Origin of the sequence: Marinimicrobium sp. LS-A18 (genome assembly GCF_000463525.1) — a bacterium.
Lineage (GTDB): Bacteria > Pseudomonadota > Gammaproteobacteria > Pseudomonadales > Cellvibrionaceae > Marinimicrobium > Marinimicrobium koreense.
Map to the genome: position 1 here is coordinate 344893 of NZ_AWEP01000006.1, position 17591 is coordinate 362483.

General features: G+C 47.1%; 14 protein-coding genes. 13 read left to right on the forward strand and 1 reads right to left on the reverse strand.

Going from position 1 to position 17591, the window contains the following annotated elements:
• Window positions 1-13: 13 nt before the first annotated feature.
• The 13 genes from N645_RS0112850 (at window position 14) to N645_RS18070 (ending at window position 16138) form a co-directional block, all read left to right on the forward strand.
• Entirely contained in the window at window positions 14-706 is a 693-nt protein-coding gene (locus N645_RS0112850; RefSeq protein WP_024461922.1) for a fibronectin type III domain-containing protein, read from the forward strand.
• A gap of 244 nt (window positions 707-950) precedes the next feature.
• Window positions 951-3467, forward strand: coding sequence for a tetratricopeptide repeat protein (locus N645_RS0112855; protein ID WP_193744981.1), 2517 nt, complete (start codon window positions 951-953; stop codon window positions 3465-3467).
• A 205-nt stretch (window positions 3468-3672) separates the two neighbouring features.
• Window positions 3673-4428, forward strand: a complete 756-nt coding sequence (locus N645_RS0112860) for a PEP-CTERM sorting domain-containing protein (protein ID WP_024461924.1) — start codon at window positions 3673-3675, stop codon at window positions 4426-4428.
• A gap of 66 nt (window positions 4429-4494) precedes the next feature.
• Window positions 4495-6021 carry an exosortase gene (gene xrt, locus N645_RS0112865; protein ID WP_081666126.1) on the forward strand — a complete coding sequence of 509 codons (1527 nt, stop codon included), beginning with the start codon at window positions 4495-4497 and terminating at the stop codon, window positions 6019-6021.
• Window positions 6018-7160, forward strand: coding sequence for a glycosyltransferase family 2 protein (locus tag N645_RS0112870; protein ID WP_238559251.1), 1143 nt, complete (start codon window positions 6018-6020; stop codon window positions 7158-7160). The genes xrt and N645_RS0112870 overlap by 4 nt, the downstream gene beginning before the upstream one ends.
• Window positions 7161-7172: 12 nt before the next feature.
• Window positions 7173-8312, forward strand: coding sequence for a glycosyltransferase (locus N645_RS0112875; RefSeq protein ID WP_024461927.1), 1140 nt, complete (start codon window positions 7173-7175; stop codon window positions 8310-8312).
• A complete protein-coding gene (locus N645_RS0112880) occupies window positions 8299-9645 on the forward strand; it encodes a phenylacetate--CoA ligase family protein (protein ID WP_024461928.1) in 1347 nt (448 codons plus the stop codon). The genes N645_RS0112875 and N645_RS0112880 overlap by 14 nt, the downstream gene beginning before the upstream one ends.
• Window positions 9633-10547: a glycosyltransferase gene (locus tag N645_RS17545; RefSeq protein ID WP_024461929.1), complete on the forward strand. Its 915-nt coding sequence runs from the start codon at window positions 9633-9635 to the stop codon at window positions 10545-10547. Before N645_RS0112880 ends, N645_RS17545 begins: the two co-directional genes overlap by 13 nt.
• The gene (locus N645_RS0112890) at window positions 10544-11521 is read left to right on the forward strand and encodes a polysaccharide deacetylase family protein (RefSeq protein ID WP_024461930.1); all 978 of its coding nucleotides are present in this window, start codon (window positions 10544-10546) and stop codon (window positions 11519-11521) included. The genes N645_RS17545 and N645_RS0112890 overlap by 4 nt, the downstream gene beginning before the upstream one ends.
• Entirely contained in the window at window positions 11518-12630 is a 1113-nt protein-coding gene (locus N645_RS0112895; RefSeq protein WP_024461931.1) for a glycosyltransferase, read from the forward strand. The genes N645_RS0112890 and N645_RS0112895 overlap by 4 nt, the downstream gene beginning before the upstream one ends.
• A 46-nt stretch (window positions 12631-12676) precedes the next feature.
• Window positions 12677-13591, forward strand: a complete 915-nt coding sequence (locus N645_RS0112900) for a glycosyltransferase (RefSeq protein ID WP_193744982.1) — start codon at window positions 12677-12679, stop codon at window positions 13589-13591.
• A gap of 623 nt (window positions 13592-14214) precedes the next feature.
• Window positions 14215-14925, forward strand: coding sequence for an O-antigen ligase (locus N645_RS18195; RefSeq protein ID WP_255327675.1), 711 nt, complete (start codon window positions 14215-14217; stop codon window positions 14923-14925).
• 166 nt (window positions 14926-15091) lie between these two features.
• Window positions 15092-16138: a hypothetical protein gene (locus tag N645_RS18070; protein WP_152521713.1), complete on the forward strand. Its 1047-nt coding sequence runs from the start codon at window positions 15092-15094 to the stop codon at window positions 16136-16138.
• Between the two features lie 24 nt (window positions 16139-16162).
• On the opposite strand, the gene N645_RS0112910 is transcribed toward N645_RS18070, so the two are convergent.
• Window positions 16163-17185, reverse strand: coding sequence for a glycosyltransferase (locus tag N645_RS0112910; protein WP_024461934.1), 1023 nt, complete (start codon window positions 17183-17185; stop codon window positions 16163-16165).
• Between the last annotated feature and the right edge of the window lie 406 nt (window positions 17186-17591).

Genomic DNA, 17591 nt, shown 5'->3' on the forward strand with positions numbered 1-17591 from the left:
CGGAATAGTACTCATGCAAACCCGAGTAGGTTTTACGTCCTTCATATCTGTGATTGGCCGGCTCAAGCTGCCCTTGCTGTGTCTTGTCGTCAGCGGTGCTCTGACCGCCTGTGGTGGCGGCAGTGCCACCGGTGAAACGACTAATCGCCTGGAGAGCAAAGCCCCGGAAACCACCGATTCCCAGCCGGATACCGATACCCCTTCGGACGAGGACTCTCAGGCAGACGCTCCGGCCCCCTCCGAAACTGACGACAGTGTGGATGATCAGCCAGTTGGGGACGATGAGGCTGATGCTGAGGGCAGTGGCGACAGCGTCGATGATGGGACTGACGACGATTCATCTGGCGGTTCGGAAGACGATGGTTCCACCGCCGAAGACGATGACGCGACCGCTGAGGGCGACACCGATTCAGGTTCATCGGATGAGAACCTGTCTGAAGTCAGCGGACTGGTACGTCTGGAATGGGATGCACCCCAGTCGCGAGAGAACGGAGAATATTTGGAGCTTTACGAGATTGGTGGCTATGAGCTTCGTTACCGGAAAGCCGGAGACAGTGAATACGAGGTCATTCCTGTGGAGGACGGTGCTACTGAGTCCCATGAATTTGACGATCTGAGTGGTCAGTACGAATTCTCCATCGCCGCGTACGACACTAACGGTCTTTACAGCGAATTCGTCAACCTGTCACCCGTCCCAAGCAACTGACCTACTGGCCGACAGGCACTCTGCATCTGGAGAGCGCCTGTCAAATTTCCCGGCATCTTTTAACACCCCGCCCGTCGTGTATACTTCTGCCATAACGCCACTATAAGGCCGACTGGCTGAAGGGATCTATATGCACACTCCGCGTTCAAGCTTGCTCCCGGTTACGTTTCTCTCCCTCCTTCTTGTTTCTTTATTGTTCTCTGGTTGTACCAAAGATAACGATGTCCAGCAGGCAGAAGACCACTTGAAGCGCTCCGAAGCCTACCGAGCGCAAGGGCAATTCCGGGCAGCGATCATTGAAGCAACCAATGCGATCAACACCGATCCTGAGGGCGTGCAATACCCCGTCGCGATGGCAGAAATCTACAACGAGCTGGGGGCCGGGCGGCGCGCATCCGAGCTTCTTGAAGATTACGCCGGTGAATTTCCACAAGAGGTAGCGCTGACGTTGGCGGAGGCCTATCTGCTCCAAGGAAAGTTCCTGTCTACGGAGGAAACCCTGGCGGGCTTTTCGCCGCGCACTACGGAAGAAGACCGGCGCAAAGAGCTCTACTTGGCGGACGCCTTACGACTGCGGGGGAGCCTGGAAGACAGCGAGGCAGCGTATCGGGCACTGCTTCAGGAATATGAGGGTGATCTGGAAATAGAGCTTCGCCTGGCCGAGAACCATATATACCGAAATCAATGGGCGCAGGCTCGGGAGCAGCTGGAACCATTGCGTCAGCAGCACCCTGAGAACTGGCAAGTCAACAAGGACAGTGCGGTGATCGCATTGCACGACAATCAGCTGGAGCGAGCGGAGCGGCTGCTGACCCAGGCGCTGATTCACGCACCCCAGGCGGACATTATGCGGCCAGAAAGGGCGTCCATCCTGGAATTGTTGTCGGAAACCCTGACCGCGATGGGACGCGTGTCGGAGGCGTTGGTTTACCGCAAACTACTGGCCGAAGAGTCCCCGGCCTCCGTGGAAGCCCAGCAGCAGCTTCGCGAGGCCACCGTAGCGGCAGAAAGCGGTGACTACGCGCGCGCTGAGAGAATACTGCAGCAATTGCTCGAGGAGAACCCTGACAGTCAGGCGGCCGCGCTATTGCTGGGAATGATCAACCTCAGTCAAGGCAACCTGGATGTGGCGGCACCCCTGCTCAGCCGTAGCGTCGATGTAGAGACTGCCGATACCGAAGCCATTCAGGCGGCAGCGATAGCGCAGGCGCAAACCGGTAATGCAGGCCAGGCTTTGGCTACCTTGCAACGTTCCCTGAAAGCCCGCCCGGACGAACCTGTACTACTGTCCATATACGGGTTATTGGCATTGGGTCAGCCGGAGCTGGAACGTGAAGGGTATCTGAGTTTGCAAAAAGCACTGGCACGTGACCCGCATCGCGGTGGGTTGCGCCTCGCCCTGGCGCGTTACCACTGGCAACGAAACGAACCCGAACAGGCCATGGCTCAACTGCGCAGCGGTTTTCAGTATCAGCCGGCTGACTGGGTTGTCACGGATGTCTATATAAACCAGCTACTGGCGCGGGGCGAGTTGGATGAGATGGCTGAAGCACTGGAAACACTGCAGCAGGCCGCCCCCAGAGCCCGTGAAACGATGCTATATCAAGCTCAATACCAGTTCCGTAATGGCGGCCGACAAGAAGGCATCCGGACGCTTCGTCAGCTGTTACGTGAGCATTCTGGCTACGCTCGCGGCCATGCTGTGCTGGCCCAGATGCACTACGAGAATGGAGATACCGACTCGGCATTGGCAGCCATTGACCGGGTATTGGCTTTAGAGCCAAATAATTACCAACCGCTTCAGGCCGGTATCACTATCATTACCGAGAGTTCTTCCGACATTGATCCACAGCAGTGGTTGGGCGAAATGGTCGAAAGGTGGCCAGCAGTGCAGGCAAACGCCAAAGCATTGAGTGCCATGTTATACCGGGATCAGGGGGATCTGCGACGAGCTGCCTCGGTCCTGCGTACCTATGAAGGAGAGACCAGCGATTATCTGAATCAGATCACATCGCTCGTATACCGTGAACGATCCCGACAGTTGGCAGCCGATGGTGACTACGCCTCTGCCCGGGTCCTGTTGCTCGATGCATTGGAACGATTCCCAACCAGTAAGGTGCTAAACCTGGATCTTGTTCGTCTTGACTTGGCCGAGCAGCGCCTGCAGCAGGCCGAAGTGTTGCTTCAGGATTTGCAGGCGCGTCACCCCGGGGATCCTGAAGTTATCCTTCTCTCTGCCCGTTTAACGCAAGCCAGCGACGGAGATGCGGCAGCCTACAAGGCGCTCAGATCTGCATGGGAGGAGCAACCGGACAGCACGCTGGCCATTGCCCTGCTGGGGCTGACCCGAACAGAGGCACCAGAGGCGGTGGAAGCCTTCCTGCGAGAGTGGGAAGAGGCCGAACCCGAGAGCAGGCCGCGTCTACTCTACTTGGCCGACCAATATCAAAGTGCGGGCAATGAGCAGGCGGCCATGGAAGCTTATGAAACCTTGCTGGTCAACAATCCCGATGACCCCATTGCATTGAATAATCTGGCCTGGATGTTGAAAGATCGAGACCTGGCGCGCGCGGCTGATCTGGCTGAACGAGCGGTCACGCTACAACCGGACAGCGCAGCTATTTTGGATACCTACGGCTGGCTGCTACATTTGAGCGGTGATCGCGATCGTGCTTTGGCGCAACTGGAGCGTGCTGCCGAACTGGCGCCGGCGTCTTCGGATATTCAGAAGCATCTCGAAACGGTGAGGGCTCAGAACTGAGTTGTCGAGCTTTGGAATATAAGTCGAAAAAGCTTACATGGCGTTAGAAAATTGTCCCGCGTCTTTCGGTAACGCACTGAAAATAAAAGGAATTTATGAGTTGGCGTGCTACTTGCAATTTGAATACGGACTAGGGCTGGATTCGCTCAGCAGACTCTGCCTAGTAAGAGTGAAACAGACAACTCAATTTCAAAGGACGGATAGTATGAAGACCTTTACTAAATCGTTACTGACTGTCGCTGCGTTGACGTTTGCAGCTTCCAGCAGTGCCGCAGTGCTTGATTTCAAAGTACAGGACCTTGCTGATAACCCAACGGCGGGCGTCGATTTTGTCAACTCCCTGTACTCCGTTAAAGCCCAGGAAAGCTTTGATGGCATGGGTGATCCGACGGCTGCCAGTTATACTGGTGATCATCAGACTTCCTGGGAAAACCGTGCCAGCTCGTTCAATACCAGCGTTGGAACCTTCGAACTGGTTCAGTCCGGGCAGACGGCAGATAATAACGTACACAACGATCAACTGATGATTGAGAGTGTACGCACCGGAGAATACGGCCGGAACCAGGGCGTTACGTCCGAACAGGATTTCTGGCTGGATAGCAACGATGCCAAGGAAGTCAGGTGGACCTTCGGAGCCCCATTGACAGGCTATGCCAATGCCCTTGGCTTCTACCTGTACGACGCCTCCGACATCTCAGCTAACCTCAAGATCATTTTCGATAACAATGACTATGTGACCATCAAGTTTCCAGAACTGAACGGGAACGTCAAATATGTAAGCCTCGTTAGCGATATGAATATTCTCAACGCTGAACTGGTGTTCCAGAATACCACCAGTAATGATGGCTGGGGAATCAATGACGTGACCATTGGCACAGTTCCTGAGCCTGGCACTGTGGTGCTACTCGGACTTGGTTTGCTGGGCCTGGGTGTCGCGCGTAGACGTATCGCCAAACAATAATTGTTTACGTCCAGTGAAAAATGGCCGGCCAAGTGTCGGCCATTTTTTTATGATGGACGCTATTGTATGGTTTCTGGGCACTGGATTCGTTACTATCATTGTTCTGATTGGTTAATTGGTTTCGCGCGCATGGATGTCTTTACCGGTGGAATTACTCCATCCTCTCGAATGGTCCGGTATCTGCCGCTTGCGATTATTGCAGTGTGGTTGCTGGCCTATTGGCCAACCTTTGCCGCACTTTGGCAACGCTGGATACAGTGGGACGAAGCGGTTGCCCACGGCTTACCCGTCTTTGCAATATTTGTGTATTTCATCTACCGCCGGTTACCTGAACTGACCGAGCTGAAAGCTGGACTCTGGGAGCGATTGGCGGCGCTCTGCCTGCTGTTTACCGGCTCCGGACTCTGGGTAATTTTCTATCTGATCAGTATCGATATACTGGCACAACTGATTCTGCTGCCGTTGCTGCTACTGGCATTCAGTGCCGTGTATGGATTCCGGATCCTTACTCGCTTTGCGTTGCTCTGGCCGTTCTTTCTGTTTGCGCTTCCGGCCTGGGATTACCTGAATGACCCCTTGCTATTCCTGAGTAGCGAGTTTGTCGGAGTCATGGTTCGTATCGCGGGAATGCCAGCGGTCATTCAGGGGAACAGCATCTTTATACCCTATGGCCACATCTTGATCGCGGACGGCTGCTCAGGCTTGCGGTATCTGGTGATTGCTCTGGCGCTGGGATATCTGGTCGCGCTGCTGAATCAATATCGGTGGGGGAAACTCTGCATAACCCTGACTATCGCGGGTATCCTGGGGTTGATCACCAACTGGATTAGGATATTCATTCTTATAGTTGTGGGCTATAAAACGGAGATGCAAAGCTCTCTGATGGCGGACCACGAATACTTTGGCTGGGCATTGTTCGCGCTGATTGGGTTGCCCGCGCTTTTTCTTGCACCGGTTGTAAAGTCGTCTTCGCAACGTTTATCAGACTCGCTACCGGAAAAGCCTTCCTTAGCGGGCCTGATTGCCATGGTCGGAGCGTTGGCCGTCGCTCCCATGATGAGTTCCTTCCTGCTTGCCGACGGCTCTGTTCCGGAGATAACCCCGATGCTGGCAGGTATGGGTACGCCTCGAAGCTCAACACCTCTGCTGGTGTCAGCACCGGACGCCGACAGAGTCGAAATTATATACATACCTGATCGCAATCTCTACGCGCGAGTGGACCACTATCGGCAGACCCGGCAAGGCCAGAAGCTGGTCCCGTACATAAAACGGCTGTACGACAGTGGTCAGTGGCAGCCGGTTGCCAATGAAACCAGAATGCTGGCCAAAAAGCCCGTGGAGTGGACCGTTTTCCAAAAAAAAGGCAGTCGGGAACAGGTGGCTCAACTACAATGGATGAAGGTGGGCCCCTACCATAGTAGTTCGGTGGTGCAGGCAAAATTGTGGCAGATACCGGCTCGCCTGGGAGGGCACCGACAGTTTCAAGTTGTTACCCTCCAAAGTTCATGTTTAAACCGTGATTGTGATTCCGTCCAGCACCGCCTGGAAGCCATGGCCAGTGAGCTTCTGCAGAACGAGGTCCGCCCGTTATGACAATGCCAACTTTTTTCTGGGCCAGCGTCGTTTTGATCCTCTATATATATATCGGTTACCCGCTGCTCATGCGTCTGCTGCCGCGAAATCCAGTGCGTATAAGAGAGAGCGCCGAATTGCCCTCTGTTACCGTTTTGATCCCTGCATATAACGAAGCGGATGTAATCGAGCAGACAGTAAGAAACAAGCTGGAACAGGCGTACCCAAGTGACAGATTGGAAGTAATTGTTATTTCAGACGAGTCAAGTGACGGCACTGACGAAATCGTCCGCACAATCGCCAATCAGGACAGCAGGGTCAAGCTCCTGCGACAAGAGCCTAGACAGGGAAAAACCGCTGGATTAAATCGGGCGGTTGAGGAGGCAGCAGGCGAAATAATTATTTTTTCCGATGCCAATAGCCAGTTTGCTTCCGATGCGTTAAAACACCTGGTGGCTCCGTTTTCCGATGATTCGGTGGGTTATGTCACCGGAAAAATGGTGTATGTAAATGAGGAGGGCAATCTCATTGGCGATGGTTGTGGTGCCTATATGCGTTATGAAAACAGCCTTCGCCACTGGGAGAGCAGGGTATCCTCTGTGGTTGGAGTGGATGGTGGTGTCGATGCCGTACGCAAGTCACTCTATCAACCCATGAGCCCAGACCAGTTGCCCGATTTTGTACAGCCTTTAAAGGTGGTCGAACAGGGCAAGCGGGTAGTTTACACCGACAGTGCTCTTCTGCACGAAGAGTCACTGAAGGACTCTCAGAGCGAATTCAAAATGCGTGTGCGAGTCTCACTACGCGCCTATTGGGCCATGTGGGATATGCGCCACCTCATGAACCCACTGCGTTATGGTGTGTTCAGCCTCCAACTCATTTCTCATAAGCTGCTTCGCTATCTCGCCTTTGTTCCATTACTTGCGGCGCTGGTCAGTGGGCTAATACTAGCGGATGTACACTGGATATACGCTCTGGCGAGCATCGTACAAATCGTTTTCTACAGCGTAGCAGGTTATTCCATTGTCGAAGGCGGATCCGGAAATCGATTGGTGAACCTGATCAACTACTTCAGTCTGATTAACACGGCATCAATGATCGCCTTTGTAAAATTTGTCAAAGGTGAAAAAATCGTTATCTGGAAACCACGTGGTGGCTAAGTGGGACTCTGTATGAAAGTAGCTATACTGGTTGATTCGCTCAGCAGCATTGCGGCGGGAAGTGAACGACAGATTTATAAGCTTACTGAGGGTCTGGTAGAGAAGGGGCACGATGTAAGACTAATATTGCTTCGACATACTGAATTCTCTAGAAAGTCTTTGAAACTGAGCTGCACTGTAGAGTGTGTTTACGCTCACAAACTGTTAAGTTTTGAAGTGACAAAAAAGATGCTTAGGCTGAGAGCCTCTCTGATCAATGATGGTGTAGGGCTGGTGCATGCCTTTTTTCCGGATGCTTGCCTTCTGGCCCCGCTTTACTTGAAACATCCATTATTGAAAATTGTAACCTCTCGTCGAGATATGGGCCTGATATATCAGGGGAAGCCTGCATGGTTGTACCGAATCCTCGGATTCCGAACTGATGCTGTCGTGTCGAATTCCGTTGCGGTCTCTAATCTCGTTTCTGAGAAAGAAAGAATAGCTGAAAATAAGCGTATCGTAATTTACAATGGAATTGAGCCCTATAACGCTGAATTTGGTTTGAAAACGGATCAGCTCTACCGAAGAGAATCGTCAGTTAAACTGATTCTGGTGGCCAACATAAAGCCAGTTAAGAGAACTTTTGATTCGGTTGTCGCACTGCATAAAATGGTATCTGAAGGGAAGGATGTCGAGCTCGCCCTAGTTGGGAAAGTACAAGACCCTGATTATGCGCAGAATATAAAATCGTATGTTGAGCGTTACCACTTAGAAGGAAATGTTCGGTGGTCAGGACAGGTTGACGAGCCTAGGCGTTTTCTGAAACAGGCCGATATCGGGTTATTAATATCAGAATCAGAGGGATTTTCTAACACGCTGATGGAGTATCTTCAACAAGGTTTAGCCTCGGTGGCGACTAGCGTTGGGGGGAACCCTGAGTTGATTGAAAATGGGAAAACGGGTTTTTTGATCGATCCAGGGAACACCGAACAGTTGGTAAATTCTGTTGAATGTCTTGCTCAGAACTCGACACTAAGGAAAGAAGTTGCTGATAAGGGTAAGGAAATGATCGATAGAAAATTCTCGGTCGGCGCTATGCTGAAAAACCATGAAGCTCTATATGAGAATATTCTGGGTTGTACTAAAGAGGGTCGAGTCCATGTTGAACATTGATAAATGGATTGGCCGTATGGCATATAAGGCGTGGGATTTGAAGGAGGGAGGTAGACGTCTCAGGGAATATAAAAATTTACGTGAACAGGAGTATGTCCCGGAAAGTCAGAGGCAGGAATATCAGTTTCAACGTCTTCAGAAGCTCTTGAAGCATGCCGGTTCGACAAGTCCTTGGTACACGAAAATTTTTGAGTCTTCGAATTTTGACCCGGCTGCATTAGCCTCTATTGAAGACTTACAACAACTTCCAATTACAACCAAATCTGATATCCGGAATAACCTACCTGAATTCATCAGCGCCGACTACGTGATGGATGTTCTGAATCAGGCTAAAACTGGAGGCTCTACCGGCGTTTCGCTGCGACTGTACTTTGATGCACGCTGTCAGCAATGGCGCAATGCTGCCCAAATGTATGCGGACAGTATGGCGGGCTGGGAGCCAGGATGCCGCGTGGCCGCCATTTGGGGGAATCCGCCAAAGGCGACGACCTTGAAGGAGCGTTTACGTGCCTATCTCCTTGAAAGGACAATATACCTCGATACCATGGATCTGAACCCTAAGACTATGGGCGCCTTTGTAGATAAATGGCGCCGGTTCGAGCCAGAAATTGTATTTGGTCACGCACACTCTATTTATTTGTTTGCCAAGTACCTAGTAGATCTAGGTATAGAAGACTTGAGACCAAAAGGTGTGGTGGCCACTTCCATGATGTTGTTGGACTCCGAGCGGACTGTGATTGAAAAAGCCTTTGGTGCGAAGGTGACAAACCGTTATGGCTGTGAGGAAGTGGGGCTTATCGCCGTGGAGTGCGAACAGCACAATGGCATGCACATCAATAACCCCCATATTATTCTTGAGTGCCTGACAGAAGATAATCGACCCGCTGCGCCCGGCGAACCGGGTAAGCTGGTGGTTACCGATCTGAATAACTACGGTATGCCTTTAATACGATATCGTGTGGAAGATGTGGGTGTTCTGGGGGAGGAAATCTGTGCCTGCGGTCGCGCCGGATCAATCCTTCAGCGGCTGGAGGGACGGGTAGCGGATTTTCTAAAGAAGCCCGATGGCGGCCAGGTCGCGGGTGTCTCGTTGGTAGAGCGGACATTGACCAAAGTATCAGGAGTAGAGCAGATGCAACTGGTACAGGAAACCATGAATGAAATAAAAGTCCTTCGAGTGAAAGGAAAAGAGTTTTCTGAGAATACCGACGGGGACTTGATTACAGAATTTCGTCAGGTTTTCGATGACGACGTCACCTTGACTATTATAGACGCAGACCATATCCCCCAGGAAACATCCGGAAAGTACAGGTTCTCGATATGCAAAGTATAAGCCTGGATCGCCCCCTGGTCAGCGTGGTGATTGCCACTTATAACATGGGTTGCTATCTGGATCAGGCAATTGACTCAGTTCTTGCTCAGAGTTGGGATAATGTCGAAGTTATTGTAGTCGATGACGGATCGACCGATGAAACGGCAACGTTAATGTCGCGTTATAAAGATGATATACGAATCAACTATATACAGAACGAAAACCAAGGGCAGCCGCGAGCGAAAAATTGCGGTATTCGACATGCATGTGGCGATTACATTGCCTTCTGCGACGCCGACGATCTTTGGCACCCCGATAAGTTGTCACATCAGATGCCCCTGTTCGACGACCCGGAAGTGGGGGTAGTATACAGCGAGGTCAGCAATATCGATGAATATAATCGTCGCTATGAGCAGCCCCCTCCCTATGTTCGCTATCAAGGATCGGTAACCAACCAACTATTGATCCGTAATTTTGTCCCGTTTGGAACAGCCGTTATTCGCCGTGAATGCGTGGAAAAAAGCGGAGCATTTGACGAGCAATTTCGAATGGGAATCGATTGGGATCTCTGGTTGCGTTATTCCCTCGACTGGAAGTTCGCTTACACTCCGGAGAAGACCTATATCTACCGGGAATGGTCAGGCCAGATGTCCAACAACTATCGGGGGCGGTACAAGCACGCCTTACGCATTCTCAGGAAATTCGTTGAAAGCCAAGGTGCGAGCCTTCCTGCGAGGACGCTGAGAAGAGCCTGGGCGGATACTTACATCAACCAAGCCAATGCAATTGTGATGCATGAAGGTAAGTTCTTGGAGCCTTTAAGCATCTACGCGAAAGGAATCGGCAAGGCGCCTACCTACTGGTATGGCTGGAAGTCGCTAATAAAATGGATGATTGGTCGGCACAGGAAAAAACCTGCATGAAACAATCGTTGGCGAAATGGTTGGATTCGTTGGGAGTACTATCGTTAAGCCGGACTCTGCACCGATATCGACCGATTATCCTGATGTACCATCGAGTTCTGGATAACGAATTTATACCAGGTGTTACTCCAGAAATATTTGAACTCCAGTTGCGCTATTTGAAAAAGCATTTCAACATCATATCCATGAATCAATTGGTGTTTGATATTGCTCACAATAAAGTTCAACCTTACAGCGTAGCGATAACCTTTGATGACGGTCATCAAGACTTCTACGATAATGCCTGGCCACTACTACGAAATTATTCCGTACCCGCTTCACTGTATGTGACGACAGGATTCATAGACAAGCAGTGTTGGCTGTGGCCTGATTACCTTAGACATATATTGATGAATACTGATGCGGAAGGAGTTAGGATACCGAACGTTGGAATACTTCCGATAAACCCAGACCAACTGTTGAACACATGGAGTGCGATAGGTGATTACTGCTTGAAATTGAACTCGGAAGATCGATGGCCTTTTCTCAGGGAGTTGTCGGTTGACCTGGGGATTAATAGGGAAAGCAATCCAGAGCCGCCATTCGCTCCGTTGACCTGGGACCAGCTAAGGAGCATGCATAAGGAGGGCCTCGACGTTGGTAGTCATACGGTTTCCCACCCAATTCTTAGTCGCCTGGAGAAAGACAAGCTACGTACTGAGTTAGTGCAGTCCAGCATTCGTATTGAAAAGGAGTTGGGCGCACGGCCGACAGGTATTTGTTACCCTAACGGATTGGCTCAAGACACCTCTCAGGTTGTTGAAGAGCATGCTAGGCAGCTGTATCGATATGGACTTGTTGCCTATCCGGCACAGGTTTCACCAGAAAAAATTATGCATCTGGGGCGTTGGGCAGGCCCCGACTCATTATTAAGATTCAAACAGGTGATGAGTGGTTTGACGTGGAATGATAATCATCTAGGTGAGTATCGGTGAAAGTAGTTCATGTGATAGATAGTGGCGGATATTACGGCGCTGAGCAGATGCTGTCTCATCTATGCAAGGCGCAGATTAAGTCGGGAGTTGAAGTTGAGGTAATAAGTATAGGGAAAAAGCATGAGAAAACAAAAGAGCTAGAAAATAAGCTGTATCAGGAAGGCGTGTCTTGTAAAGTCATGAGAGTTAGCCCTGTATTAGTATTCCTATTATCCATTAACATTATTAAATATTGCAGAGATAATAATGTCGATGTAATCCATAGTCATGGATACAAAGGTAATATTCTATTGGGGTGGATTCCTAAGAAGTTGAGACCTTGTCCAGTCATAACGACAGTCCATGGATACACGAAGTATAGAAAAATGAGTAAACTGGCTATTTACTACTGGCTAGATAAGTTATCACTAAAAAAGATAGATCATGTTGTTTTGGTGAGTGAGCCAGTAAGAAATCTCATAGATAGCTTTGTATCGAGTGAGCGATTATCAATTATTCATAACGGAATACCAGAAATTTCGGATAACTATCGACAGTCAACCCCTTTTCAGCCAGTGGGATCTTTTAAGATTGGGGCCTTGGGGAGATTATCTGAAGAAAAGAATTTTTCGACATTAATTAAAGCAATTCCATTAATAAAGAGTGCCATCGGAAATTTGAGTCTTGTTATTCACGGAGAAGGACCAGAGCGAGAGAACCTTGAAAAATTGATTGATCGTCTGAAATTGTCAGACGCCGTTTCCCTTCCTGGCTACACGAAGGATGTAGATAAATTCTTCTCGAGTATAGATGTATTCATTAATTGTTCAATAACCGAAGGGATGCCGATCAGCATACTTGAGGCTATGAGGGTTGGCGTTCAGATCGTCGCATCCGAAATACCTGCGAACCGATATGTACTAAGCCCTGTGGCCGAAAAAGATTATATTGTAGAAAATAGTGCTGATTCAATCGCCGATGCAGTTGTCAAATTATATAGGGAGAGTGAAGTTAATAGATCAGAAAGGTCTCGTAGGTATCAGCGTTATTTCGCCAATAACTTCACCGTTGAAAAGATGGCTGAAAGTTATCATGAATTGTACCGGAGAGTGATACATGGAGATAGGTAGCAGAGGCGTTTGGATTACGTGGGAGATTCAGCCTAGAAATCGCAGTATGGCGGAACTTATCGGAGTTGATCTATACGAGCTTATCTGTGACAAGCCTTGGCCTTTACGCTATCCATTCTTGATAGCGAAGACTACTCGTATTCTAGCGATGAGAAAAGCTAAATTCGTTTTCGTACAAAACCCATCTCTGGTACTTGCGCTGTATGCATCCTTAATCAAATGGGTACTACGTTTCACGCTAGTTGTCGATTTCCATAACGGCGGAATGTACCCCTTGGAGGGTAAAAGTAAGCTCCTCAATAGAATTGCAAGGTTAGTGGCGAGGTTGAGCGATGTGGCTATTGTCAGTAACGACAGCTTAGCTGAAACAATGACAGTGTGGAATGCGAGGCCTATAGTTTTTCCGGATCCGATACCGACGATATACTTCGGGAAAGAGCGGAAGGCTATGGAGGATAGCTATGTACTATTTATCTGCACTTGGGCTAAAGATGAGCCTTTCATGGAAGTAATAGAGGCTGCTCGAATTCTCGGCGATGAGTACCAAATTTATATTACTGGTAAATATGAGAAATCCCTTAACAGTGAGGATCTGAAGGACGTTCCAAACAACGTTAAATTATTGGGATTTGTGTCTGATGATGATTACGTTAACTACCTATTATCAGCCTCAGTTGCCATAGACCTGACTTTACGTGAGAGTTGTCTTGTCTGTGGGGCTTATGAGGCGATATCCGCGTCTGTTCCCATGATTGTTAGCGAAGATAAAGAGGCAAGAAAAATATTTAGCAAAGGATTTTTATTTACCAAAAATAAAGCATTAGATATTGCAAATTCAATTAAGCGGTCTTTTGAAGATAGGATAAATCTGGTCGAAGACATTAAGCTTTTAAAAGCAGAGCGGTTGTCTGAGTCTGAAGTATGCAAGAAACGCCTGATTAGCGCGTTGGGTATAGAATGATTAGTGCTCTAGAGCGCATTGCGGGAATACCTAAGAATCCGCTCGGTGTAGAGCGAGAAAGGCCGGTATTTCTTCTGGTTATATTTTTAATGTATATTTTTGCTCACCAACTTAAACTTAATACTAGAGTGGATATACTTGGTCAAATCCGGTTTGAGTTTATTCTAGGACTGTCGTTAATACTTATTTCGTTTTACTATATTTTTACAGAAAGAACCATAAAAAGTAGAAAAGCATCTTATAGCAAAAATACTGCAATATTTTACATACTCTATCTCGGTCTATTTGTGATCTTTTCATTTGATCGATCTTTATCATGGTCGGTATACATGGATCGGGTTTTAACATTCTCATTATATGGGCTCTTCATAGTTGTATTTGTACGTTCTCCTAGGTCCCTAATGTTTTTCATTCTGGTTTACCTTTTGGCGTGCTTAAGATTAGGGTATGAGGGGTTCCATGGATGGATAACCGGGTCCATGGTTTGGCAGAACCAGGGCATCATGAGGCTTCATGGCACTACAAGTGTACTTCTTCATCCGAATTCGTTTTCGGGGTTTGCTGTGGGCTTATTGCCTTTTATATATTATCTATTTAAACCGTCGACAAAGTACGTGCGGATAATGTTGGTGGGATTACTTATATTTTCAGTCATTATTATTATTTATACGGGATCGAGAACCGGGTATGTGGCCACTATTCTCTTTGTTATGTACCTGTTCAGGAACTCAAGAAATAAAATCAAGTACGGAGTGGCGCTTTTTCTGGTGGCCATAATATCAATTCCATTTATTCCAGATCAGTACATAGACCGATTTAGCACGATCTTTACTCAGGAGGAGATTGAAGGCCAGTCGATGGATAAACGAAAAGAAATTATAAAAGATGCTGTTGAGGTATTTAAAATGCACCCGATGGGGGTTGGCGTCGGTGCATTCCCTATCGCCAGGGATCACTATTTTGGGAGAAAGCAGGATACACACAACCTATACTTAGAAGTGTTGACTAATTCGGGATTTATAGGCCTTGGTATATTCTTGATTCTTGTAATATCCATATATCGCCTAAATCAACATACCTTGAAATCCTGTTTATCGTTAAGGAATGATGGACCTATTGCATTAAAAGGCGAAGACCTAATCAAGATGGAAGCTGTGGTTAAGGCTGTAAATGGATACTTGGTGGTCAGGTTGATTCTGGGTTTATTTGGGATGGATATGTATGAAATTTATTGGTGGTTTATCTTGGGGATCTCAATTGCCTGCGCCAACTATATATCATTCTGTTATAGTCAATCCAATTTCTCAAACAAAAATGTACTTAAACTTGATTAGATTGGGAGCTTGTTAACAGATAATTGGCTAAATTATATACTACTATGCGCGCTCGTATCCACGTCGGGTCTGCTACAGGAAGGGCGGTTGACGTTTAAATTGATGCCGCCGAGATCAGGAGCTTTGGCGGCACTGCCATTCCTTTAGTTTAATTGAGGTATTTTAGATGAAATTGGTGTTGAGCGCATTTTTTGCATTGGGTGTTGTTTCGATGTCGGCAAACAGTGCACCAGTTGTAGAGTCTATAGATTTGTCCGGAGATTCATCAGAACCTACTGTAATTACGGGCCAGAATTTTGGTGATTTCGACGGCGAGATAGTAAGCTGGGACGACTTTGAACGTCAAAGTTTAGCTGATCCCATTGGCCGGACATCGCCGATAAAGGGTCATGATTGGTCAACTATTTACGGCTATGATGGTCAAGGCATTGTGATTGATGACACAATGTCTGTCAGTGGTGAAAAAGCAGTGAAGGTGGATTGGAGTATCGATTCTCATAGCATTCGCGCTTTTGGGTGGGCAGGGAAGGGGCCATATAATGAGCTATACATCACGTATTGGAGATATATGGAAGGTGATTTTGATCATACTTCTGATAACCATAAACAATTTTATTTATATGGTACTGAGGACGGGTTTCCTCAGTTGATGCCTTTGTTGCCAGGCGGAACGTCAAAATGGGGCGTATACAACAATGTTGGAGATGGAGATGTATCTTGGGGAGATCGCAATAACATTAATACCGAGGGATGGAGTTGGAGCAACACGCAAGAAAAGCTACAACGTTGGGAGTTTTACACAAAATTGAATAGTCCATACTCTGAAAGTAACGGAGTAATTCAAGTCAGAGTTGACGGAAAGCTCGGTATTGACACTGAAAGCTATAGGACGCGATATGTTAATGGTGAGTTTACTGACTTTCGGCTGGGGCATATGGCGCAAGGATTTAGTGATACAGCCAAAGCCTGGTTTGATGATCTGTATATAGCGACAACCAGAGCGAGGGTAGAGATTTGTGATTCAAGCAGTTATGAGAGCTGCAGCGTTAAACATATTCAGTACGTAAGTCCTGACGCGTGGCTTGATAATCGCATTGAGGTAAGTTTACGAAATGCCCATTATTTTAAAGAAGGCCCCGTTTATCTTTATGTGATAGATAGCGAAGGGAACGTTTCGAATCCAGCATCTGTTCCTAGACCAGTGATGAATTAACAAAAATTAATAGATTGTTTTAAATTACTCTTTGTAAACACTAGAATCACTTTTGGTTCTAGTGTTTTTTTTATATGAAGAAGAAAGTACGTCTTTTATGTTATTAATGTGCTCTTCTGTCCCGCCAAGACTTAATGCATACCTATGACCAATTTCTGCTAGTGCTTCTCGTTTCTCGGGGTTGATCCACAAATCATTAATAGCTTCCTTCATTTCTGAGGATGAACCTCTTTTAACAATGATTGCCTTGCCGTCGTCGATCAATAAATTGCTTGATGGGCCGGATGATACAATTACTGCTTTTCGAAGCAGCATAGATTCCAAATAAACTGAAATTCCTGCTGGCTGTATACAGTCGGAGTCTATCGGTATTACTACAAATGTACACTCAGCTATCATCTTGTTCCAAGTATCTTTATTAAAGTCGTGAGTTACTATTTCTACATTATCCGGCTTGTGCTCTAACGAGATTAACGTTTTATGAATTTTTATATGCTCTTTTTCTGGAACAATGACTTTAAAGTTAATTGCTAGATCTTGAGCAGCCTTGAATAAAGTGTTGTAGTCTCTATGACTGGCTCCGCATGATAAAACATAGTTTTCGTCCTTAATTGAATAGTCTTTATAAAAGTCGTAATTATTGGATTTGAATGGTATGTAGGCTGTTGTCCTGATCCCATAGTATTTTTCATATGCAGAGGTATCTTTATGGACGCAAAGCACATTTTCAGAAAACTTGAAGAGAATACGTTTCACTCTGGATATAATTTTACTAACAACTGATTTAGGCTTTTTAAGCAGTAAATCGAAATAGTATATATCTACTTTCGGACAAAGTATCTTAACCATTGCGTAGAAAGCAAGGTCTTTAGTTTTTGGTTGAAATATAAGAATTGAATCTACTTCATTTTTTTTAATGAATTCTATTTTATCAAAAATTAAATTAGTAAAACTTAGAAATCCATGTTTTTCTTTTTCGTCTTCTTTAATAAATGTCACTCTTCTATCAGAGTACTTTGTTAAATCTACATTGCAGAGTACTTTCATAGCCCTTTCCTAACCAAGATTCCGTCTTGTATAAATTAAGAACAATATTAGCATTCTATCTGTTCTTATAGTTAGATTTTTTATGAAGAATGCGCGCCTTACGGGGTGAATCTATTTAGATACAGTTAGCGAAACCATTATTCTCACTCTGTTTGAGGAGATCAGTGCCCTTGCTTCTAGTACTTCGCAGTCCTCTCGTCGGGTTTTAATGAGTGCACCGATACTGTCGCCTTCTTTTACATCGTTCAAAGAAAAACTTCAGAGTGCGTTAAAAACTGCCTTCAAAAACAATAGGTTACTGATTTGTTCTCTGTTGGCGTGCTATTTGCCTAAGTTTAAGTTGCAGCCAGTTCGCGACTACCCCTTAATCTTGTAAGGGGGGACTTCGTGATTACTGGTATATGAC